Here is an 18,983-nt window from a genome sequence, read left to right as displayed (position 1 = left end):
TTAGAGGAGTTGCTGCATCTCCTTTTGCTCAAACGTATAGGTTTTCCCGCAAATATGGCAAAAAGCTTCAATGCCTTCATTTTGATCCATGCTCCGTTTGATCTCCTCTTCACTCAAGGAATAAAGCATGCCATAAAACATTTCTTTGCTGCATCCGCAGAAAAATTGACTGGAGCTATGGCCGATAATTTTTGCATCCCCAAACAACTGGGTTAACGCTTCTTCGCTGTCACTCGCTTCTTCAGCGTTTAGTTTACTGAAAATATCTGGATTGGCTTTTACAATCATTTTCACTTCTGAAAGCAATTGTGGTGGTGCACCGGGAAGAAGTTGTGCATACAGTGCATGACTGGAAAGAAGGGAAGCTTCATTATCCAACTGAATGTCGGAATAAAGATAGGTCGGCGTCTGATCACTCTGCACAAAATAGTTGGCGATATCATCCGTGATATGTTGATTTGGCATATCGGTAATGCTGGTGAATTGCTTCATCTCAGAACCCTTTATGACACGGATCATCCCAGAAGGTCCGATTAAATCTTGCATCGACTTTTCTTCTGTATCAGAAGATCTCAAAAGTTCATCGTTCAAGTATCCTCTGACATTTCCATTCGCTTCGGCTTCCGCAAAAATCTTATGGTGAGGGTTACTCAACGTTACCTGGATGCTCATGCGCTGGTTCCCTTTGAGCGTGCCAGAGAGTATGCTCATCGCTGATACCGTTTTACCCAACATGAGTTTAAGAGATTCAGGAAGTTCCTGGTTTAAGGCAAAGATGTCTCGAAGCAGCTGGGTATTATCAATAAAATATAAACGTATCTGCTCTTCGTAGATCAATGCCTTAACAATGGTATTTTCCACAATAATTCCTCCTTTTACAAAAGTAAGCTAGTTTCACTATAAGACATTACCTTACGTAAGGTTCAAGGGGTAAATACCATTTTTACAACATTTCTTTTTTAGTTAACATATGAGAGATTATTGGAAGCTTTTATAAAAGAGTTTATATTTCTAAAAACCAGTTTCTTTTTTAAGGTTACTGGTTTTTTAAAATTCTATTCAAAATTACTACTACTCTATTATTACTTACTTCTATAACCCATATAAAACTACTGATAGTTTTATATTGTAGGACGGTTTGTCAAATAAAACGCAAAATATAATTTGAAGTAACAATGCAAAGCACGTTCAAAGCATGTTCAGAGAGCAAAATGGTACCCGGTCGATGTACATTTCGTGATAAAATCCTAACAAGAACGAGTGGCAGTCATTTGCCCTCTCAAAAAAGGAGAATCCGATTATGTCTACAAGCCATGTCGCTTTACCTACTAAAGCAGAACGACATAAATTATTCGGTTCGGTCCCGCCCATCAAAGGCACGAAACCAACTGAAAAAGATAAAATGGTCGATCTACAAAACACACCAAAAAACTTTTTGTTCGCGCTTGACAGCGTCGGCATCTCAAACGTCAAACACCCAGTCAACATCGAGACGCCAGACGGCATCCAAGCGACGGTCGCCACGTTCGAGTTGACGACTTCGCTCGTCCAAGACCGTAAAGGCATCAACATGTCACGTCTGACAGAACAGCTCGACGCGTACCACACGCAAGGCTGGACGTTATCGAACCGCTCGCTCATCGAGTTCGCGCAAGAACTCGCCGAGCGCATGGAACAGACGGAAGGTCAATTGACGGTCCGTTACCCATGGTTCTTCAGCCGGAAAGCCCCGGCCACAGGTCTCAGCGGTCTCATGAATGCGGACGTCATGCACAACGTGACGTACAACCTCGAGACAGGGATGGCAAGCGTGACGGTTGGTCTCGTCATCAACGTGACAACGCTCTGCCCATGCTCGAAAGAAATCAGCGAGTACAGCGCCCACAACCAACGCGGCTACATCACGATTGAAGCCGGTCTCGATGAAGCATCGCTCGACGGTTTCGACTGGCGTCTCGCGCTTCTTGAGGCAGCTGAGTCGAACGCATCGGCCCCGCTTCACCCTGTCTTGAAACGTCCGGATGAGAAGCGTGCCACGGAAATCGCCTACGAGAACCCGCGTTTCGTCGAAGACATGGTCCGCTTGATCGCGGCTGACTTGTATGAAATGAAACAAGTCGTCAACTTCTTCGTCGAATGCCGCAACGAAGAGTCGATTCATCAGCACGATGCGATTGCCTCAATCACATTCGATAAGCGCGATAACTAAAAACGAGTGAAGCCTGTGCGGGCTTCACTCATTTTTTATAGACTTTGGACGAGCTGAATCGTCAACATCATGACGATGACGATGAGCCAGACAGCCCAGACGAGCCTCCATTTATCGCCATCGACTCGTTTGACGAACGTATAGACGGTCAAATAGAGTGCGATTAACAGCGGGATGACGACCCATGGATTGTCGAGCATCACGCCTCGATATCGCCGTCCCACGCGAGCATGCCGCCTTCGACGTTGACGACCTTATAGCCTTCCGACTCCAAATAGTCGCATGCCGTCACACTGCGGCCGCCTGAGCGGCAGATGACGTGATAAACGTTATCTTTCGCGAGCTTGTCCGTGACACCAGGAAATTCAGACAGCGGATAGAGCGGCACGTGCGGGATATGGCCCGCGTCGTACTCGTCTTGTTCGCGCACGTCAATGATATGGAGCGTTTCGCCGTTCTCAAGCTTTTCACGTAATTCAGTTGCATGGATGTTTTGCATGGTAGTTCCCCCTTAATAGTGTTGTCCCCTACTAGTTTACCTCAGTTTTCGATCAAGCAAACTCCAATTGATTGTCGTGTTTTCATCACAATAGAAGCCTTCGAGTTCGCACCGCTCGACCACCTGCTCGACCCAAGCTCGGCTGCCACAAATCAACGTGAAATGGCTATCCCAAGGCGGTACGATGAGCCAATCATGTTGATGTCCGAAGAACGTCCGATGCCGCATCCCCCACGTATCGGAGGTTAGCGTCTCCCGAATGTTGATGAGATGCCGTTCCGTGCAGAACTCGTCTCCGCTCCACATCCACTCTTCTCCCATCCCAAGAAGTGCTCGTAACACCTGATTCTCTAAAAGATTCGACAGCTCTCCTTCGCCTGGTGGAAGTACGTTCTCGCGATTGCAAAATTCGATGATTCGATTCGCACCTTCTTGATCTTCGGCATGCGGTTTCAGCGCCGCAATCATCGTCCGGAGCGCGTGATCGATGCGTTTGATGTCATCGAAATCAAGTCGGCGACACATATCTGCCCATGTGATGGCCCGAAATTGCTGTTCGACCTCGTTTTTATCCAACTCGACATAACGGTCAACCGCGGTCGGGTCGTCTTTCGGGATCAGAAACGGATGAAACACGACGAATACTGTTTCGAACACCCCTTTGTAATACGTTTTGATCGGATAATCATCCCCGCCACCGAACATGGCGTACCGATGCCCTTCCGGCAATGTGATGATGCCTTCCTCTTCATCCATTTCCTCGCCCCCTTTTCCAATAGTTTACAATGTGACCACAAAAAAAGCATCCTCCGCTCAGGAAGGATGCTTGCGACTTACGCTTCGTTACGCTCGTCGATGGCTTGTGCCGCTGTGATGAGCGTCAATTTGTAGACGTCCTCTTCGTTACAGCCGCGCGACAAGTCGTTGACCGGCTTGTTGAGACCTTGAAGGATCGGTCCGATCGCTTCGAATCCACCGAAACGTTGAACCATCTTGTAGCCGATGTTTCCGGCTTCGAGGCTTGGGAAGACGAACACGTTCGCATTTCCGGCTACTTCAGAGCCTGGTGCTTTCTTCGCCGCCACGCTCGGGACGAAGGCTGCATCGAATTGAAGTTCGCCGTCGATTGGAAGGTTTGGTGCCTTCTCTTTGGCGAGACGTGTCGCTTCGATGACTTTTTCTGTCTCTGGCGATTTCGCTGAGCCTTTTGTCGAGAAGCTGAGAAGCGCGACTTGCGGCTCGATGCCGAACGTCTTCGCTGTCAACGCTGACAAGTAGGCGTTTTCGGCGAGGTCAGCCGCGTCCGGTGCGATGTTGATCGCGCAGTCCGAGAAGACGTACTGCTCGTCGTCACGTACCATGATGAAGACGCCTGACGTCTTTTTGATGCCTGTTTGCATCTTGATGATTTGAAGGGCCGGACGGACCGTGTCGGCTGTCGCGTGCATCGCGCCTGAGACGAGACCTTCTGCTTTTCCTGTGTGGACGAGCATCGTACCGAAGTAGTTCACGTCTGAAGACAACAATTCACGTGCCTGTTCCGGTGTCGCTTTACCTTTACGGCGTTCGACGAACGACTCGACGAGTGTGTCGATGTCTTCGTACGTCGCTGGGTCGTATTGCATCAAACCTGAGATGTCAAAGCCGTGCTTCGAAGCGACCGCTTCGAGTTCAGCTTTTGGTCCGATGACGATCGGTTCAACCATGCCATCATTTTTCAAACGGACAGCGGCACCGAGGACGCGCTCATCGATCCCTTCTGGGAAGACGATGGTCGGGCGAATCGGGCTGACTTTTTGTTTCAACGTGTCAAATAGTTTCATAGTGAATGAACTCCTTTTCGATTAGAAGAAATCGGATTTTTTCTCTCTCGGACGCTCTCGTCCATATGCGAGTTTTATTATACACAGTACGATTTTTAAAATAAACTATTCTGCCCATTTCGTCATAAATCGCTTGAAATCAATCATTATATGAATAGAACAGTTTACCATTTCCGACTGATACAGCCCATCGTGAAGCCGTTTTCAAAAATCTTGCTCCCTATCTCTTTACCCCGCCCGGAGTGTGACTATCCTCACGGCGGCGTCAAATTTGCCAGACGGTCAAACGTGTATGGTAAAATAGTCAGCGAAGCCTAGTCTCGAAAGGAGTTTTTTTAATGTCAGAACGTCCAGCACCGACAACCGAAACGCAACACGCAGCCGCCACGTTAGACGGTTGGTATACGCTCCATGATTTCCGCTCCATCGATTGGACTCGTTTAAAAGCAGTCGACCCAACCGCCCGTCAAGAAATGATTGACGAGTTCGTCGCCTTCCTCGGCTCACTCGAAGAGGTCGAGACACGCGGTGAAGGAAGCCATGCCTTTTACTCGATCCTTGGTCAAAAGGCGGACGTCGTCTTGATGGTCCTTCGTCCGACGTTCAAAGAGCTCGAGCAAGTCGAACTCGCTCTTCGGAAGACGAAATTGTACGATTACATGATTCCAAGCTATTCATACGTGTCTGTCATCGAACTCGGCATGTACCGTGGTTCAGGAGACGGTGACCCGTACGAGAACCCTCACATTCGGGCCCGCCTCTATCCGACACTCCCGAAAGCGGCCCACATCTGCTTCTACCCGATGAGCAAGGCTCGTCGCGACGGGGACAACTGGTACACGTTGTCGATGGATGAGCGCAAAGACCTCATGTATCGCCACAGCATGATCGGCCGCAGCTACGCCGGCAAGATTCAACAGTTCATCGGCGGTTCGACCGGTTTTGACGGTTGGGAGTGGGGCGTCACCTTGTTTGCGGAAGACTCGCTCCAATTCAAAAAGATCGTCTATGAGATGCGTTTTGATGAAGTCAGTGCCAAATATGGCGAGTTCGGCGACTTTTATGTCGGGAACATCCTTCCAAAAGAAGAACTCGGCACATTCCTCGGGTAATCGAGGTTTACGCTATCATGCCCTCGGGAATCCTTGTTGTAGAAGCAACATAACAATGATCAATGAGGTGAACAACGATGCGCGTGTTCAAGGAATCAGATCGAGACACGGCGAAACGTTTAGATTCGTTCATCGAACGAATGGCACCGACGGCAGAACTAGTCCAACTTCGATTTGAACAGCAATTACAACATACACAGCGAAAGAGGCTGGGACATAACTAGCCGGCTTTAAAGCTTTTTAATAAAAAGAGGGGTCCGGTCACCGATTTTCGGTGGCCGGACCCCTTCTTTGCACTTCCCCCGATGCCTTTGGCGATGAACTTCCGTAGGTTCACCGCCATGAGGGCGAAGCCGAGCTCGCGTTTCACGCGCTGTTTTCCCCTGACGGAGAAGCGGGTGAAACCCAAATTGGCCTTCAGATATCCAAAAACTGGTTCCACGTCCGTCTTACGTCGGGCGTAGAGGGCACCGGTTTTCTCATCCGAAAGCAGCGTTCTCATCATATGTTTTTGTTCTTCCCAGGCCCCGTTCACGCTGACCTGGCGGTGTCTCCCCGGTTCGGCCTTCGTGCACGACTCTCGGAACGGGCAGCCGTCGCAGCTCTCGCACTCGTACACACGGAAGTCGCGGGTGAAGCCGTCCCGGTCGGTCCTTTGGGACTCATGGCTGAACGGGAGCCGTCTCCCGTCCGGGCACGTGAACGTGTCGGTCTCGCCATCGTACGCCCAGTTCGCGATGTTGAACGGGTCCTCGCGCCATTTCTTCTTCTGTTCCTTCCGGTACATCGTGTGCGGGATCAAGGGCAGGCGCCCCCGGCGCTCGAGGATGTCTGTGTAGTTCGGCTGGCTCCCGTATCCCGCGTCGGCGACGATATGGGCGGGCAGGTCGAGGAACGTTTCGACCTCGTCGAGGAACGGGATCAACGTCTTCATGTCGGTCGGGTTCGGATAGACGTCATAGGCGAGCGTGTACTGACCTTCGGTTGCGATCTGGACGTTGTAGCCGGGCTTCAGTTGGCCGTTCTTCATGTGATCTTCTTTCATCCGCATGAACGTCGCGTCCCTGTCGGTCTTCGAGTAACTGTTCCGTGTGCCGAAGATGGCCATGTGCTCCTCATATCGGCGTTTCCGGGCGGCGAAATCGGCGGCCTGTTTGTGGAGACGACGGGGCACCTTCCGTTCCGCACGCAATCGTTTCCGTTCGGCGACGTCGGTCGTCGAGGCGATCTCTTCGTCGATGGCCTCGATTTTTTCTTCGAGTCGTGCGGCAACCTGTTCGAGTTCTTGGACCGAGAGCGCGTCCGGGCTCTCCCGTTCGATTTCGGGGATGACCTGGTCGGCCATCAGTTCGTCGTACAGTTGGTTCGACTTCTCGACGAGCGCGGCGCTGTATCGCTCGATCGCCCTCCGCCAGACGAACGTATAACGGTTGGCGTTCGCCTCGATCTTCGTGCCGTCGATGAAGATCGCCTCCTCGTCGATCTCGCCGGTCTCGACGAGATGGCATCTGAAGGCGACGAACGCGGCCTTCAGGATCGGGGCGACGGCCGGGTGGACACGGAAACGGTTGATCGTCCGATAACTCGGCTCGTGGCCCTGGGCGAGCCACATCATCCGAAGGCTGTCCTTGAGTAGGCCTTCGATCTTTCGGCCCGAGAAAGCGGACTGCGTGTAGGCGCAAAGGACGATCTTCATCATCATGCGTGGATGATAGGCCGGGCAGCCCGTCGTTCGCCAGAACGGCTCGAAGGCCTCGTCGGGGATCTGTTCGACGAGATCGTGGACGGCGAAGGCGATATCGTTTTCCTGGAGACGGACTTCTAAATCTAGGGGCAAAACCAATTGGTTCATGGTATACTCTTTGTACATGGGGGCACCTCCAAAGTTATGGTTTGGTCACTTTAACTTTATCAAAGGTCGCCCCTATCTGTTTAGTCCAAAATGTGTGCACGAACCCATAAAAATGACAAGAGGCCCCCGGGAGCGAACAAGTCGCTCCCGGGGGCCTCTTTGTTATAAATCTACTGAGTTATGTCCCAGCCTCTTTCTTCTGTCTTTATTTAGTCGTGACCGTCAAGGCGTCCCCGAGGAATGTCGCGAGTTCGAGCATACCGTACTGCCCTGCTTTCGCTTCGGCGTCCGAGTTGTAGTTCGTGTTCGTGTTGACGTCATACGCGTACACGTTTCCATCCTCGTCTTCGATGATTTCAATTCCAGCAACGGCAATGTGATTGTTCTTCAGAAACGCCTCTAGCTGCTTGATAATCGGGTCGTCGAAACCAGAGACGATCTCGAACTTCGCCGGTGGCGTCTCGCCGACCGGGCAAAACTGGTCTTCAATCGAGCAGGCGTCGGCCGGGCAGAGTTCGAAGCCGTCTGACGTATCGACTCGTACCGCGTAAACGAACTTGCCCCCGATGAACTCACAGCGTGTGATGAACGGTTTCGGTGCCTCGATATATTGTTGGATGAGCGTAATCCCGTCAATCGATTCCTCGAACGTCGGTCCGTTCACGTATGCCTTCAACGCATCAACGGAATGAAACAACTGAACCCCGAGCCCTTTACCGGCCCGGTTGTGTTTCGTGATGAACGGCGTCATCCCGAGCTTCTCGGCCGCCTCGATGATTTGGGCTTTCCCGACGGCCGCAATCGTCTTCGGCACCCGAATTCCCTCTTGGCGGAGCGCCGTATACTGATTGACCTTGCTCACTTCGAGCCGAATCGCGCGTGTGCCGTTGAAGACGGTCCGTCCGTTCGCCTCGAGCCAAGCGAGCACACCTTCCGTCAACTCCGGCGCGTACCGGTGCCCCCGTGTGTGCGACGAGGCACTCATCCGGTTATAGAAGACGCCCTCTGGCGGCTCGGCCGCGATGTCGATGATGCCTTGATCGAGATGCCACAGCTCATATGGAAGTGATAATTCCTCGAGTCGTCGGACGAGATGGTCCGTCCATTCGTTGTTTTCGTGGAGTACGTGAATTTTGGCCATGTGAATCCCCCTTTTGATTGTCCTTACTTTACCATATCCATATCCGATTATTCCAATCTGCATAATCGACAGTGCGTTGATTCTTACTTCATAACCATTTCATGGTATAATGAACTTAATAATACAATGCGACTATTAACGTGAAGAAGGAAGTGATGTGTTTGACCGCACCGATTTTGAGTACCGATTTTTTGATTCTTTTATTTGGTCTGCTCCTTGTCGCCGGCGTGTTAGCCACACGCGTATCGACGCGTTTCGGCTTACCTGCCCTGATTTTGTTTATGGGCATCGGCATGCTGATGGGCAGCGATATTACCGGGCTGATTTTCTTCGATGACACCAACCTCGCTCAAATGATTGGGGTCGCGGCCCTCGTCGTCATCTTGTTCGAAGGTGGCTTACAGACGAAATGGTCGTCGATCCGGAGCGTGCTCGCCCCGTCCGCTTCACTCGCCACGATTGGCGTGCTGTTGACGACCGGGCTCATCGCTGTGGCCGTTCGTTTCGTATTTGGCTTCGACTGGGTGGAATCTTTCCTATTTGGCGCCATTATCGGCTCTACTGACGCGGCTGCTGTTTTCGCCGCCTTCAAAGGAAAGAATATCTCACCGAAAGTTGGTTCGACACTCGAAGCCGAGTCCGGCACGAATGACCCGATGGCGATGTTCTTGACGATTCTCGCCCTCGACTTCATGTTAAAACCCGACACGACGATTTGGGACGGTATTTGGATGTTCATCCTGCAAATCATTGTCGGCGCGTTCGTCGGTTACATGCTCGGAAACTTGTCCCGACTCATGCTCAACCATTTGCGTCTCGAGTCGAGTGGTCTGCACGCCGTCCTCATGATTTCGATGGCCTTTATGACGTATGGGGTCGCTGCTTACTTTGCCGGTAGCGGACTACTTGCCGTCTATCTCGCCGCGATGATTGTTGGGAATGCGCACACGGCCCATGAAGTGACAATCGTTCAATTCTCTGAGGCTTTGGCCTGGATCATGCAAATCATCATGTTCGTCATCCTCGGTCTGCTTGTCTTCCCGAGACAGTTGCTTGACCCCGAGCTCATCTGGAAAGGGTTATTGATTTCATTCATCCTGATGTTCATCGCCCGGCCGATTGCCGTCTATTTATCGACAATCAAGATGCAGTTTACCCACAAAGAAAAACTGTTTATCTCGTGGGCCGGACTGAAAGGCGCCGTGCCGATTGTCCTCGCTACGTTCCCGCTCATCGCAGGCATCGACAACGCCCAATTGATTTTCAACGCCGTCTTCTTCGTCGTCGTGACGAGTGCCTTGATTCAAGGAACGACATTAACACCGCTCGCGGCGAAACTCGATTTGCTCGGACCGGATAAAATTCGATCGCCCTATACGATCGCACTCGTCTCGAGCAAGCAATCGCAACATCAGCTCGTCCCTTACGTGGCGACCGAAGAATCATCAATGATTGGAAAAACGCTCGCCGATATCACCTTGCCACCGAACACGGTCGTGAATGCAATCGTCCGTCAAGACTATCTCATCCCGCCGACGGGCCAGACGAAAATCGAGCCAGGCGACTTGTTATACGTCCTCGCCTCGACGTATCGCCACGACCAACTCGACCGCAAGTTCGGGGAAGACGGGTTAGAACGCGTCGAATTGTGACCCTCTTTTCTTCATTGAACTGTCACGTCAATTACGTTTATCCTTAGCTAAAAACGGACAGAGTAAAAGTGACAACACTTCTACTCTGTCCGTTTTTTGAAGGGGGAATTTGTATGTTCGATTTGACGCCATTCCGGAAGAATGAGCTCGAGCGATTGCGCAAAGATTTGTTCGGCGACGTCTTTGATCGGATGAATCAACTGTTCGATCCGAAAGACGGCGCGACGTCGTTCCTCGACTCGTTCAAACTCGACGTCCGGGACCAGGACGGCCAATACGTCATCGAGGCCGAGATGCCAGGTATCAAAAAAGATAACATTCACATCCGCTACGACAAAGACTATCTCATCCTCTCGGTCGACCAACGTGAAGAGAGGGAAGAAGACAAAGACTACGTCTATCGGGAACGCCGCGTCACATCGATGCAACGTTCACTCTATCTACCGAACGTGAAAGAAGATGCCATCAAAGCGAAACTGTCAGACGGCGTGCTCCACTTGACCGTACCGAAAGCCGATGACGGCTCGAGCACCCGCACCATTGAAATCGAAGAATAAATAAGGATCGTGCCGAGGCACGACCCTTATTTTTTTGCGTTGACCGTCCGCGCCGATGCAATCAACGTGGCCACGTCCTGTTCACGTCCCGCATGGAGCGCCTCGACGATGAAACTACCGACGACGACCCCGTCACAGGCTGATCCGAGCGTCCGGACCTGATCGGTGCGATGGACACCAAAACCGGCGAGCACCGGTACGGGCGAACGTGCCGTCAACGAACGCAAGTGCTCGAGTAACTCATCCGGGAACACGTCCGTCTTCCCAGTCGTCCCTTTGAGCGTCACCGCATAGACGAATCCTTCCGCCTGATCCAGAATCGTGTCGATGCGGGTCTGACTGCTCGTCAACGTGACGAGCGGTACGACCGCGACTCCGTGACGATCGATGCCAGCGAACAAATCGAGGCTCTCTTCAAACGGCAAATCGGGAATGATGACGCCACTGACCCCAGACGCTGCCGCCCGCTCGAAGAAACGCTCGACCCCGAACCGGAACACCGGATTCAAGTACGTCATCAAGACGATCGGCACCGAAAAACGACCCGTTCCTTCTATTAAATGGTCCAACACGTCCGTCAACGTCACACCTTGTTCGAGGGCGCGCATTCCAGCCGCCTCGATGATGGGACCGTCTGCCACCGGATCCGAGAATGGAATTCCGAGTTCGATGGCCGTCGCTCCCATCGCTTCTAGCCGTTCAATCGTCGGAATCAAGTGATCGAGTCCGCCGTCCCCGGCCATGATGTACGGGACGAACGCCGTCCCTTCACTCCGCTGTCGAATCGCTTCATCTAATCTCATCATTGAGTCACCCTTTCTCGAATCGTATGAACATCCTTATCCCCGCGACCAGATAGACAGATGACGAGCACGTCGTCCTCGTCCATCGTTTGGGCGAGCGTTTCCGCATAAGCGAGCGCATGCGATGACTCAAGTGCCGGAATAATCCCTTCTTGGCGGCTGAGCGACATGCAGGCTGCGAGTGCGTCCTCGTCCGTGACCGCCGCGTAGCGGACCCGTTCGATATCTTTCAAGAAGCTGTGTTCTGGTCCGACACCCGGATAATCGAGTCCGGCCGAAATCGAGTGGGCTTCCTGGATTTGCCCGGCTGCGTCCTGGAGCACGTACATGAGCGACCCGTGAAGCACCCCGACCTCGCCCTTCGTGAGCGTTGCCGCATGCTTGTCCGTGTCGACACCGCTCCCTGCTGCCTCGACACCGTATAAGGCGACTGTTTCGTCATTCAAGAACGGATAGAACATGCCCATCGCATTGCTACCGCCGCCGACACAGGCAACGACCGCGTCAGGGAGACGACCTGTCTTCTCGAGCACTTGACGACGTGTCTCTGTCCCGATAACGCTTTGGAAATCGCGGACCATCGTCGGGAACGGGTGCGGTCCGAGCACCGACCCCATCACGTAATGCGTGTCATCGACATGTTTGACCCAGTAACGGAGCGCCTCGTTGACGGCATCTTTTAACGTTCGACTCCCCGACTTAACGGGAACGACTTTCGCACCGAGTAACTCCATTCGAAATACGTTCAATTCTTGACGTTCGACGTCGACCTCACCCATGAAAATCGTACATTCGAGATTGAGCAGCGCACATACCGTCGCCGTAGCGACTCCGTGCTGTCCGGCCCCTGTTTCGGCGACGACTTTTTGTTTGCCCATTCGTTTGGCGAGGAGCGCCTGGCCGATCGTGTTGTTGATTTTGTGGGCACCGGTATGGTTCAAATCTTCTCGTTTTAAATAGACATTCGTCCCGAGGCGGCGGCTCATGTTCTCCGCATAATAGAGTGGCGTTTCTCGACCGACGTATTCGCTGAGGAGATCGTTGAAGCGTTCCTGGAATTCAGGGTCTTGTTTCGCTTCCTCGTAAGCCACTTCGAGCTCTTCGACTGCTTGCATGAGCGTCTCAGGGATATATTTTCCGCCATATGGTCCAAACTTTCCGTTCACTGGTTGTGTATACATTGTGTTTCCTCCTTGGCGCGTCGGATGAACGCGCGAATCTTATCGTGATCTTTCTGTCCGTTCGTCTCCACACCACTCGAGACATCGACGCCGTCCGGTCGCATGGCGCGAATCGCCGCACCGACATTGTCGACGTTCAATCCACCGGCGAGCCAAAACGTTCGCTCCGGACGTTCCAGCGTCTCCCAATCAAGCGCCTGCCCACTACCCGGCGTTGGCGCGTCGAGTAAAATGATGTCGGCCTCCGACTCGTGATCCGCTTCGATGATCGGGAGACCGAACTGACGGAACGTTTCAAGTGGCCGTGTCCGACGGTGCAATTGAATGTCGGTCAACCCGCAAGCGACGGCAGCTTCGACCTCTTTAATTGTTGGATCGAGAAATACGCCGACGACTCGGACATCTTCCGGGATGAACCCTCGAAGCCGTTGCGCCGTCGCGATGTCGATTTGGCGCGGGCTATCCGCAAAGACGAACCCGATGGCGTCCGCTCCGGCCTCTACCGCCGTCGCGACACTGGCCTCGGTCGTCAGTCCACATATTTTAACGAACATGATGTCAACTCCTCAATCAAGGCTGTCGGGTCGTCCTGTCGCATGAGCGCCTCCCCGACGAGAATCGCTCGGGCCCCGGCCGTCTGTAACCGACGGGCCGCCTCGCCTGTGCTGACGCCGCTCTCGCTGACGAACGCGACATCTGGATACTTCGTCATCAAGTCGACCGACGTGTCGAGCGAGACCTCGAACGTCTTCAAGTTTCGATTGTTGATGCCAATCAATACATCGCCCAGTTCGAGCGCCGTCTGGAGCTCGGCCTCATCATGAACTTCGACAAGCACGTCGAGGCCGATGGACCGCGCATACTGTTTTAAGGTATGAAGCCGGCTCGGATGGAGCGCCGCGACAATCAGCAGTGCCGCACTCGCTCCAGCTTCCTTCGCCCGGTCGAGCTGTCGTTCATCGATGATAAAGTCTTTGCAGAGGACTGGGATCTCAACAGCGGCCGCGACATCATGCAAGTCGTTGAACGAACCGTTGAAGTAGGTCGTATCCGTCAAAACGGAAATCATTGTCGCCCCTGCCTGTTCATACGTGCGGGCCCGGCTCACGACGTCCACTTCTTGGCGAATCACTCCTTTTGACGGGGAGGACCGCTTAATTTCGGCGATGACATGAAAGCCGTCCTTCATTAAAAGCGGTAATGAGATGGCTGTCGTCCGCGTCACCTCGATGTCTTCCATTTGATTGACCTCTTCAATTTTCGTTCCGATGATTTTCGTCAAGTAGCTCATGCGCCAACCTCCGTTCGTTGTAATTGTTTGAGCACGCGGATGGCGTGCCCTTCATCAATGCTTGCCGTTGCCGCGGCGACGCCTTCGCGAAGCGTCTGGACCGTCCCATATGTGCAGAGGGCGAGCGCGGCGTTCAATAAGACGACGTCTCGCGCCGATCCCTGCTCTCCGTTCAAGACGGCCAGGAGCGTCGCCGCATTCTCAGCTGGTGTCCCGCCTTGCAAGGCCGACAGCGGAGCTCGCATCAATCCGACGTCGCGCGGGTCGACGGTGTAACGGGCCACTTTGTCGCCGTTGAAGAACAAGACGTCATTTCTTCCAGCGAGACTCGCTTCATCCAGCCCGCCCGCCCCATGGACGACCATTCCGCGCTCGACGCCGAGGTGGCGCATCGCCGTCGCCATCTTCTCGATGAGCGATGGATGGTACACGCCGATCAATTGCCGCTTCGGCTTGAGCGGGTTCGTCAACGGGCCGATTTGATTGAAGATGGTCGCCGTTGCGAGTCGTTTCCGGACCGGCATGACGTGTTTCATGACCGGATGGATGTGTTGGGCGAACAAGAAACTCAAGTTCGTCCGCTCAAGGTCGGCGAGCATCGCCTCATGACTTTGGACGATCGGGATATTCAATGACTCGAGGACGTCGGCACTGCCTGACCGGCTCGACACGCTGCGATTCCCATGTTTGGCGACCGGGATGTTGAGCCCCGCTAAGACGAACGCGACCGTCGAGCTGATGTTGAACGTGTTCGCCCCGTCACCGCCTGTGCCACAGACGTCGAGCACAGGGAGCGTCGTCTCGGGGAACGTTGCCGCCTCACGAATATAGTCAGCGAGTCCGGCCATCTCCTCAGCCGTCTCACCGCGCGCTTTCATGGCGAGTAACACCTCGGCGATTTGCGCTTCATCGGCTTGGAACAGCTCGGCCGCTGCCAGTTTCATTTCATTCGTCGTCAATGGGTTCGTCAATAGTCGTGTTAACATGTCCGTTCCTCCTCAAGCATTTTGGGTATAAAAAAACTCCATACGACGTCTGTCGTATGGAGGACGGTATGGACCGCGGTGCCACCTCTCGTTGGATCGATTGATCCCACTTTCCGATGCTATCACATCGTATCCCGATAACGGAGGAAACCGTCATGACCTACTTGATTCAGCCATGCTCTCATGAGCCCATTCACGTGATGGCCTCGGCCGGGATCCCACCACCCCCGGCTCTCTGAACGAGACTTGTTCACGCTACTCTTCTCAATCACTGATTTATGATGTGTTGAAACGAAAAAGGGTCACCCGCCCGACTCATAGCTTGCGCTATGAGAAGGACGAGTAACCCCGTGGTGCCACCTTCGTTGGTTCCGTAGAACCCACTTCACGGACAAACATCCGCTTTCCCATGGTAACGGTGGGTGACCCGCTAAAGCCTACTAAAAGTTTCGGTTTAGAGCTCGGAAGTCCATTCGCGACGTCCCGCATACTGATTCACACCAACCATCAGCTCTCTGTCATACGGGGACCGTCGTTACTTCTCTTCGTCGACGCCTTTATTCGTTTCAATTAAGTTAACTCGTACTATACAGGTCGAGAAACCTCCTGTCAAACAAAAGCATGTAAAAAAACTTTGCTTCTATAGGTGCGGCCGAATCGATACCGTCTTTTGCGATTTCGCGAGTTGACACTTGATTTTTTTGTCTGCTATAGTCGTCCCCAACAACACTTCACTCAACTAAAGGAGAATTGACTTTGGAAACTAGCAAATTAAAACGTGAACTGTCCACGCGGCAGTTGACGATGATTTCGCTCGGTAGCGCCATCGGGACGGGCCTCTTCCTCGGAAGCGGGCTCGCTATCCAAACGGCAGGACCGAGTGTGCTCGTCAGTTACGCCATCGGAGCCTTCATCGTCCTGTTATTGATGGGCTGTCTCGCTGAGATGACCGTCGCCCATCCGACCTCGGGCTCGTTCGGCACAATCGCCGAACGCTATGTCCATCCGCTCGCCGGCTTTTTGGTCCGTTACTCGTACTGGGTCGCCAACGTCCTCGCCATCGGCGTCGAAGTGAGCGCAATCGCCATCTATATGCGGTACTGGTTCCCCGACGTGAACGGATTCGTCTGGGTCGCCGTATTCGGCGGATTGCTCATCTACGTCAACGCCCGGCACGTCCATACGTTCGGGACGACCGAATACTGGTTATCGTTCATCAAAGTAACGGCCATCATTCTATTTATCGTGCTCGGTGCCGCCACGCTGTTCGGTCAACCCGTTTCACCGATTGAATCCATCACAGCCGGCGATGAAGGCTTCTTCGCTTTCGGATTTTACGGCATGTGGGTGACGATTTTCATCTCCCTCTTCAGTTTCCTCGGGACCGAGCTCGTCGCCGTCACGGCCGGCGAAGCGAAAGACCCGGACCGCGCCGTCCCGAAAGCGCTACGTGCGACGGTATTCCGGTTGACGTTCTTTTATCTCGTCACAATCGCCATCATGCTCATGCTCATCCCTTGGCAGCAAGCCGGGATTGATCAAAGCCCATTCGTTCTCGTCATGCAGCAGTTCGACGTGCCTGGCGCAGCCGGCATTTTAAACTTTGTCATCTTGATCGCTGCGTTGTCAGCGATGAACGCTCAGCTCTATGCTTCAACGCGAATGATGTATTCCCTCGCCGAAGCTGGTGATGCTCCGCGTCTCTTTAAAAAAGTCAGCACTAGCGGGATTCCAATGCCCGCCTTGCTCGTCTCTACAGGCGGAATCATTCTCGCGGCGCTGCTTCAAGTGTTCATGGAATCGTCGTATCCGTTCCTCATGGGGATCTCGATGTTCGGAGCCATCTTCACATGGTTCATGGTATTCGTCTCGCACCTGTTCTTCCGCAAAAAGTGGACAGGACGCAAATTACCGGTCCGCATGATCGGTTACCCGTTCTTGCCGTTACTCGGTGCCGGACTATTGCTCAGCCTCATGATCACGACATGGTTCACCGACTTCAATATTCTGCTCAAGTTCGGGATTCCGTGGTTGGTCGGATTGACCGTCATCTATCTCGTGCGTGAGCACTTCCGCAAAGCGAACGAACAATTAAACGACATCGAACAAGCCAACTGAAACAAGCGCCTGTCCGCAATGATATGCTCCCCAATAAGTAGACAGATGAAATAACAAATCTGTTTATCTGATTGGGGAGTGTTTTTTTATGACGAGAAGTCGACATACGATCGAACAAAAACTGAGCGCGCTGCGCATGATGAATCAAGGCACATATACCTGGAAGGAAATCAGGGAGGCACATGACGTCTCTATGGACACCCTTCAGTTATGGAAAGTAAAATTCGATACCGGCGGTATTGACGCGTTGAAGCAATCGAGGACATGGAAGCCCTACACCAAGGAACAGAAGATTGCGGCGGTCCGTGACTATCTCGGTGGTCTCACTAAACTAGAGACACTCTCCAAACATCAAATCAGTCACTGGTCTGTTCTTCACAGATGGATTAGGAAGTATACTAGTCATAGCGAGTTAACAGATTCGAGAAAAGGGATGGGTCTAGCTATGACAAAAGGAAGAAAAACTACATTTGAAGAGCGCTTTGAGATCGTGAAATACTGTTTGGAGAATGGTCGCAACTACCAGCAGACCGCGGAACAATATCAGGTATCCTATGCCCAGGTCTATGGCTGGGTCAAGAAGTATGACACGACCGGGGCCGAAGCGCTCCTAGACCGCCGTGGGCGTACGAAGCCAGAGGATGAACTAAGTGAAGAAGAGAAGCTGAAACGTCGTATCCAGCAAATGGAGCTTGAGAACGAACTTCTTCGTGCGGACAACCTGTTCCTAAAAAAGTTAGAGGAGATCGAGAGGAGGTCGTGATCAGCCAGGTACGGCTACAGCAAAGATATATCGCCATCAAAGAATTGAACGAAGAGGAAGCCCTCTCGATTGTGCTCCTCTGCCGGGTCGCCGGCATCTCACGGGCGGCCTATTACAAATGGTTGAATCGCACCATATCGGTGCGTCAAGAAGAGAACGAGAAGCTCCTGGAGGACATCCGTCTACTCTATGATCAGGCGAACGGGACATACGGGTACCGTCGGATCACGATGACCATCAATCGGTTACGCCGGCAACAAAGCTTGTCCCCGTTCAATGAAAAGCGAATCTATCGTTTGATGCATAGCCATGGGATTCAATCGATCATCCGCCGGAAGCGGAGGAAACATAAGAAGTCAACGCCACAGCATGTGGCCGAGAACTTGATGAACCGAGAGTTCAGCGCGGCCCGGCCGGACGAGAAATGGTGCACCGACGTCACCGAGTTCAAATACGGTGCCGGAAAGAAGGCGTACCTTAGCGCGATTATCGACCTGTACGACGGCTCAATCGTCGCCTATCGTGTCGGGAAGTCCAACAACAACGGGCTCGTCTTTAAAACGATGATGCCAGCCATCGCGCGTCTACGTACAGGAGCGAGTCTGATGATCCATAGCGACCGAGGGTTCCAATACACCTCGAGAGGGTTCAAACGCATGGTAGAGGACGCGGGACTGACCCACAGCATGTCCCGCGTGGGACGCTGTATCGACAACGCCCCAATCGAGAGTTTCTGGGGCACCCTGAAAGTGGAGATGTACTATTTGCGTGAGTTCCAGGCCTATAGCGAACTGACGAAGGCAATCGAGAACTACATAGCGTTCTACAACCACGACCGTTTCCAGAAACGACTAAACGGCCTGAGTCCTGTCGAATACAGGTCTCAAGCCGCCTAGGTTGGTTTTCATTATTTACACTGTCTACTTGACGGGGAGCAGTTCACAACGGATAGGCGCTTGTTTTTTGGTTTTGATGGGACACAAAACGAGAACCTGT

Annotated in this window: 18 protein-coding genes and 2 other annotated features; of the genes, 6 read left to right on the top strand and 12 right to left on the bottom strand. The window is 52.8% G+C overall.

The annotated features are described in order from the left end of the window. Positions 1-861: an Hsp33 family molecular chaperone HslO gene (locus FED52_RS01630; RefSeq protein ID WP_167491733.1), complete on the bottom strand. Its 861-nt coding sequence runs from the start codon at positions 859-861 to the stop codon at positions 1-3. 439 nt (positions 862-1,300) lie between these two features. Here FED52_RS01630 and folE2 point away from each other — a divergent pair, with 439 nt between their 5' ends. Next, on the top strand, positions 1,301-2,209 hold the full coding sequence (gene folE2 / locus FED52_RS01625; protein WP_021066012.1) for a GTP cyclohydrolase FolE2: 909 nt from the start codon (positions 1,301-1,303) through the stop codon (positions 2,207-2,209). A 35-nt stretch (positions 2,210-2,244) separates the two neighbouring features. Here folE2 and FED52_RS01620 read toward each other — a convergent pair whose 3' ends face one another. The 4 genes from FED52_RS01620 to pta form a co-directional block, all read right to left on the bottom strand. After that, entirely contained in the window at positions 2,245-2,433 is a 189-nt protein-coding gene (locus tag FED52_RS01620) for a hypothetical protein (RefSeq protein ID WP_138858686.1), read from the bottom strand. After that, a complete protein-coding gene (locus FED52_RS01615) occupies positions 2,409-2,708 on the bottom strand; it encodes a rhodanese-like domain-containing protein (protein ID WP_021066010.1) in 300 nt (99 codons plus the stop codon). The genes FED52_RS01620 and FED52_RS01615 overlap by 25 nt, the downstream gene beginning before the upstream one ends. A gap of 36 nt (positions 2,709-2,744) precedes the next feature. Beyond that, positions 2,745-3,464 carry a DUF2711 family protein gene (locus FED52_RS01610; RefSeq protein WP_138858685.1) on the bottom strand — a complete coding sequence of 240 codons (720 nt, stop codon included), beginning with the start codon at positions 3,462-3,464 and terminating at the stop codon, positions 2,745-2,747. A gap of 77 nt (positions 3,465-3,541) precedes the next feature. Further along, positions 3,542-4,531 carry a phosphate acetyltransferase gene (pta, locus tag FED52_RS01605; protein WP_138858684.1) on the bottom strand — a complete coding sequence of 330 codons (990 nt, stop codon included), beginning with the start codon at positions 4,529-4,531 and terminating at the stop codon, positions 3,542-3,544. Positions 4,532-4,869: 338 nt separating this feature from the next. Here pta and hemQ point away from each other — a divergent pair, with 338 nt between their 5' ends. Next, the gene (gene hemQ / locus FED52_RS01600; RefSeq protein ID WP_021066007.1) at positions 4,870-5,643 is read left to right on the top strand and encodes a hydrogen peroxide-dependent heme synthase; all 774 of its coding nucleotides are present in this window, start codon (positions 4,870-4,872) and stop codon (positions 5,641-5,643) included. Between the two features lie 220 nt (positions 5,644-5,863). Here hemQ and FED52_RS01595 read toward each other — a convergent pair whose 3' ends face one another. Next, a complete protein-coding gene (locus FED52_RS01595; protein WP_240731281.1) occupies positions 5,864-7,513 on the bottom strand; it encodes an IS1182 family transposase in 1,650 nt (549 codons plus the stop codon). A gap of 187 nt (positions 7,514-7,700) precedes the next feature. Beyond that, on the bottom strand, positions 7,701-8,636 hold the full coding sequence (locus tag FED52_RS01590) for an ATP-grasp domain-containing protein (RefSeq protein ID WP_138858683.1): 936 nt from the start codon (positions 8,634-8,636) through the stop codon (positions 7,701-7,703). Between the two features lie 155 nt (positions 8,637-8,791). On the opposite strand from FED52_RS01590, the gene FED52_RS01585 reads away from it, so the two are divergent. Beyond that, a complete protein-coding gene (locus tag FED52_RS01585) occupies positions 8,792-10,288 on the top strand; it encodes a potassium/proton antiporter (RefSeq protein WP_138858682.1) in 1,497 nt (498 codons plus the stop codon). Between the two features lie 113 nt (positions 10,289-10,401). After that, positions 10,402-10,845: an Hsp20/alpha crystallin family protein gene (locus FED52_RS01580; RefSeq protein ID WP_021066003.1), complete on the top strand. Its 444-nt coding sequence runs from the start codon at positions 10,402-10,404 to the stop codon at positions 10,843-10,845. A gap of 26 nt (positions 10,846-10,871) precedes the next feature. Here the strand turns inward: FED52_RS01580 and trpA are convergent, their stop codons facing one another. Genes trpA through trpD form a run of 5 tightly spaced genes read right to left on the bottom strand, consistent with a single transcriptional unit; the run spans position 10,872 to position 15,106 of the window. After that, a complete protein-coding gene (gene trpA, locus FED52_RS01575) occupies positions 10,872-11,648 on the bottom strand; it encodes a tryptophan synthase subunit alpha (RefSeq protein WP_138858681.1) in 777 nt (258 codons plus the stop codon). Next, the gene (trpB, locus tag FED52_RS01570; protein ID WP_021066001.1) at positions 11,648-12,829 is read right to left on the bottom strand and encodes a tryptophan synthase subunit beta; all 1,182 of its coding nucleotides are present in this window, start codon (positions 12,827-12,829) and stop codon (positions 11,648-11,650) included. The genes trpA and trpB overlap by 1 nt, the downstream gene beginning before the upstream one ends. Further along, positions 12,811-13,383, bottom strand: coding sequence for a phosphoribosylanthranilate isomerase (locus FED52_RS01565; RefSeq protein ID WP_205729347.1), 573 nt, complete (start codon positions 13,381-13,383; stop codon positions 12,811-12,813). Before FED52_RS01565 ends, trpB begins: the two co-directional genes overlap by 19 nt. Continuing rightward, entirely contained in the window at positions 13,359-14,120 is a 762-nt protein-coding gene (trpC, locus tag FED52_RS01560) for an indole-3-glycerol phosphate synthase TrpC (RefSeq protein WP_138858679.1), read from the bottom strand. The genes FED52_RS01565 and trpC overlap by 25 nt, the downstream gene beginning before the upstream one ends. Beyond that, positions 14,117-15,106 carry an anthranilate phosphoribosyltransferase gene (trpD, locus tag FED52_RS01555; RefSeq protein ID WP_138858678.1) on the bottom strand — a complete coding sequence of 330 codons (990 nt, stop codon included), beginning with the start codon at positions 15,104-15,106 and terminating at the stop codon, positions 14,117-14,119. Before trpD ends, trpC begins: the two co-directional genes overlap by 4 nt. Positions 15,107-15,162: 56 nt before the next feature. Continuing rightward, positions 15,163-15,387 (bottom strand) — a binding site (T-box leader). Between the two features lie 50 nt (positions 15,388-15,437). After that, positions 15,438-15,667, bottom strand: a binding site (T-box leader). Between the two features lie 189 nt (positions 15,668-15,856). Here trpD and FED52_RS01550 point away from each other — a divergent pair. Both FED52_RS01550 and FED52_RS01545 read left to right on the top strand, forming a co-directional pair. Beyond that, the gene (locus FED52_RS01550; RefSeq protein ID WP_371743441.1) at positions 15,857-17,224 is read left to right on the top strand and encodes an amino acid permease; all 1,368 of its coding nucleotides are present in this window, start codon (positions 15,857-15,859) and stop codon (positions 17,222-17,224) included. Positions 17,225-17,312: 88 nt separating this feature from the next. Next, a protein-coding gene (locus FED52_RS01545) for an IS3 family transposase (protein WP_138858676.1) occupies positions 17,313-18,883 on the top strand; the annotation gives its coding sequence in 2 pieces (ribosomal slippage) (positions 17,313-17,952 and positions 17,952-18,883; 1,572 coding nt in all). Positions 18,884-18,983 lie beyond the last annotated feature (100 nt).

The sequence above is a fragment of the Exiguobacterium mexicanum genome (assembly GCF_005960665.1).
Classification (GTDB): Bacteria; Bacillota; Bacilli; order Exiguobacteriales; family Exiguobacteriaceae; genus Exiguobacterium; species Exiguobacterium mexicanum_A.
Note: the sequence above shows the minus strand (reverse complement) of the source record. Positions and strands in the feature narration are given on the sequence as shown.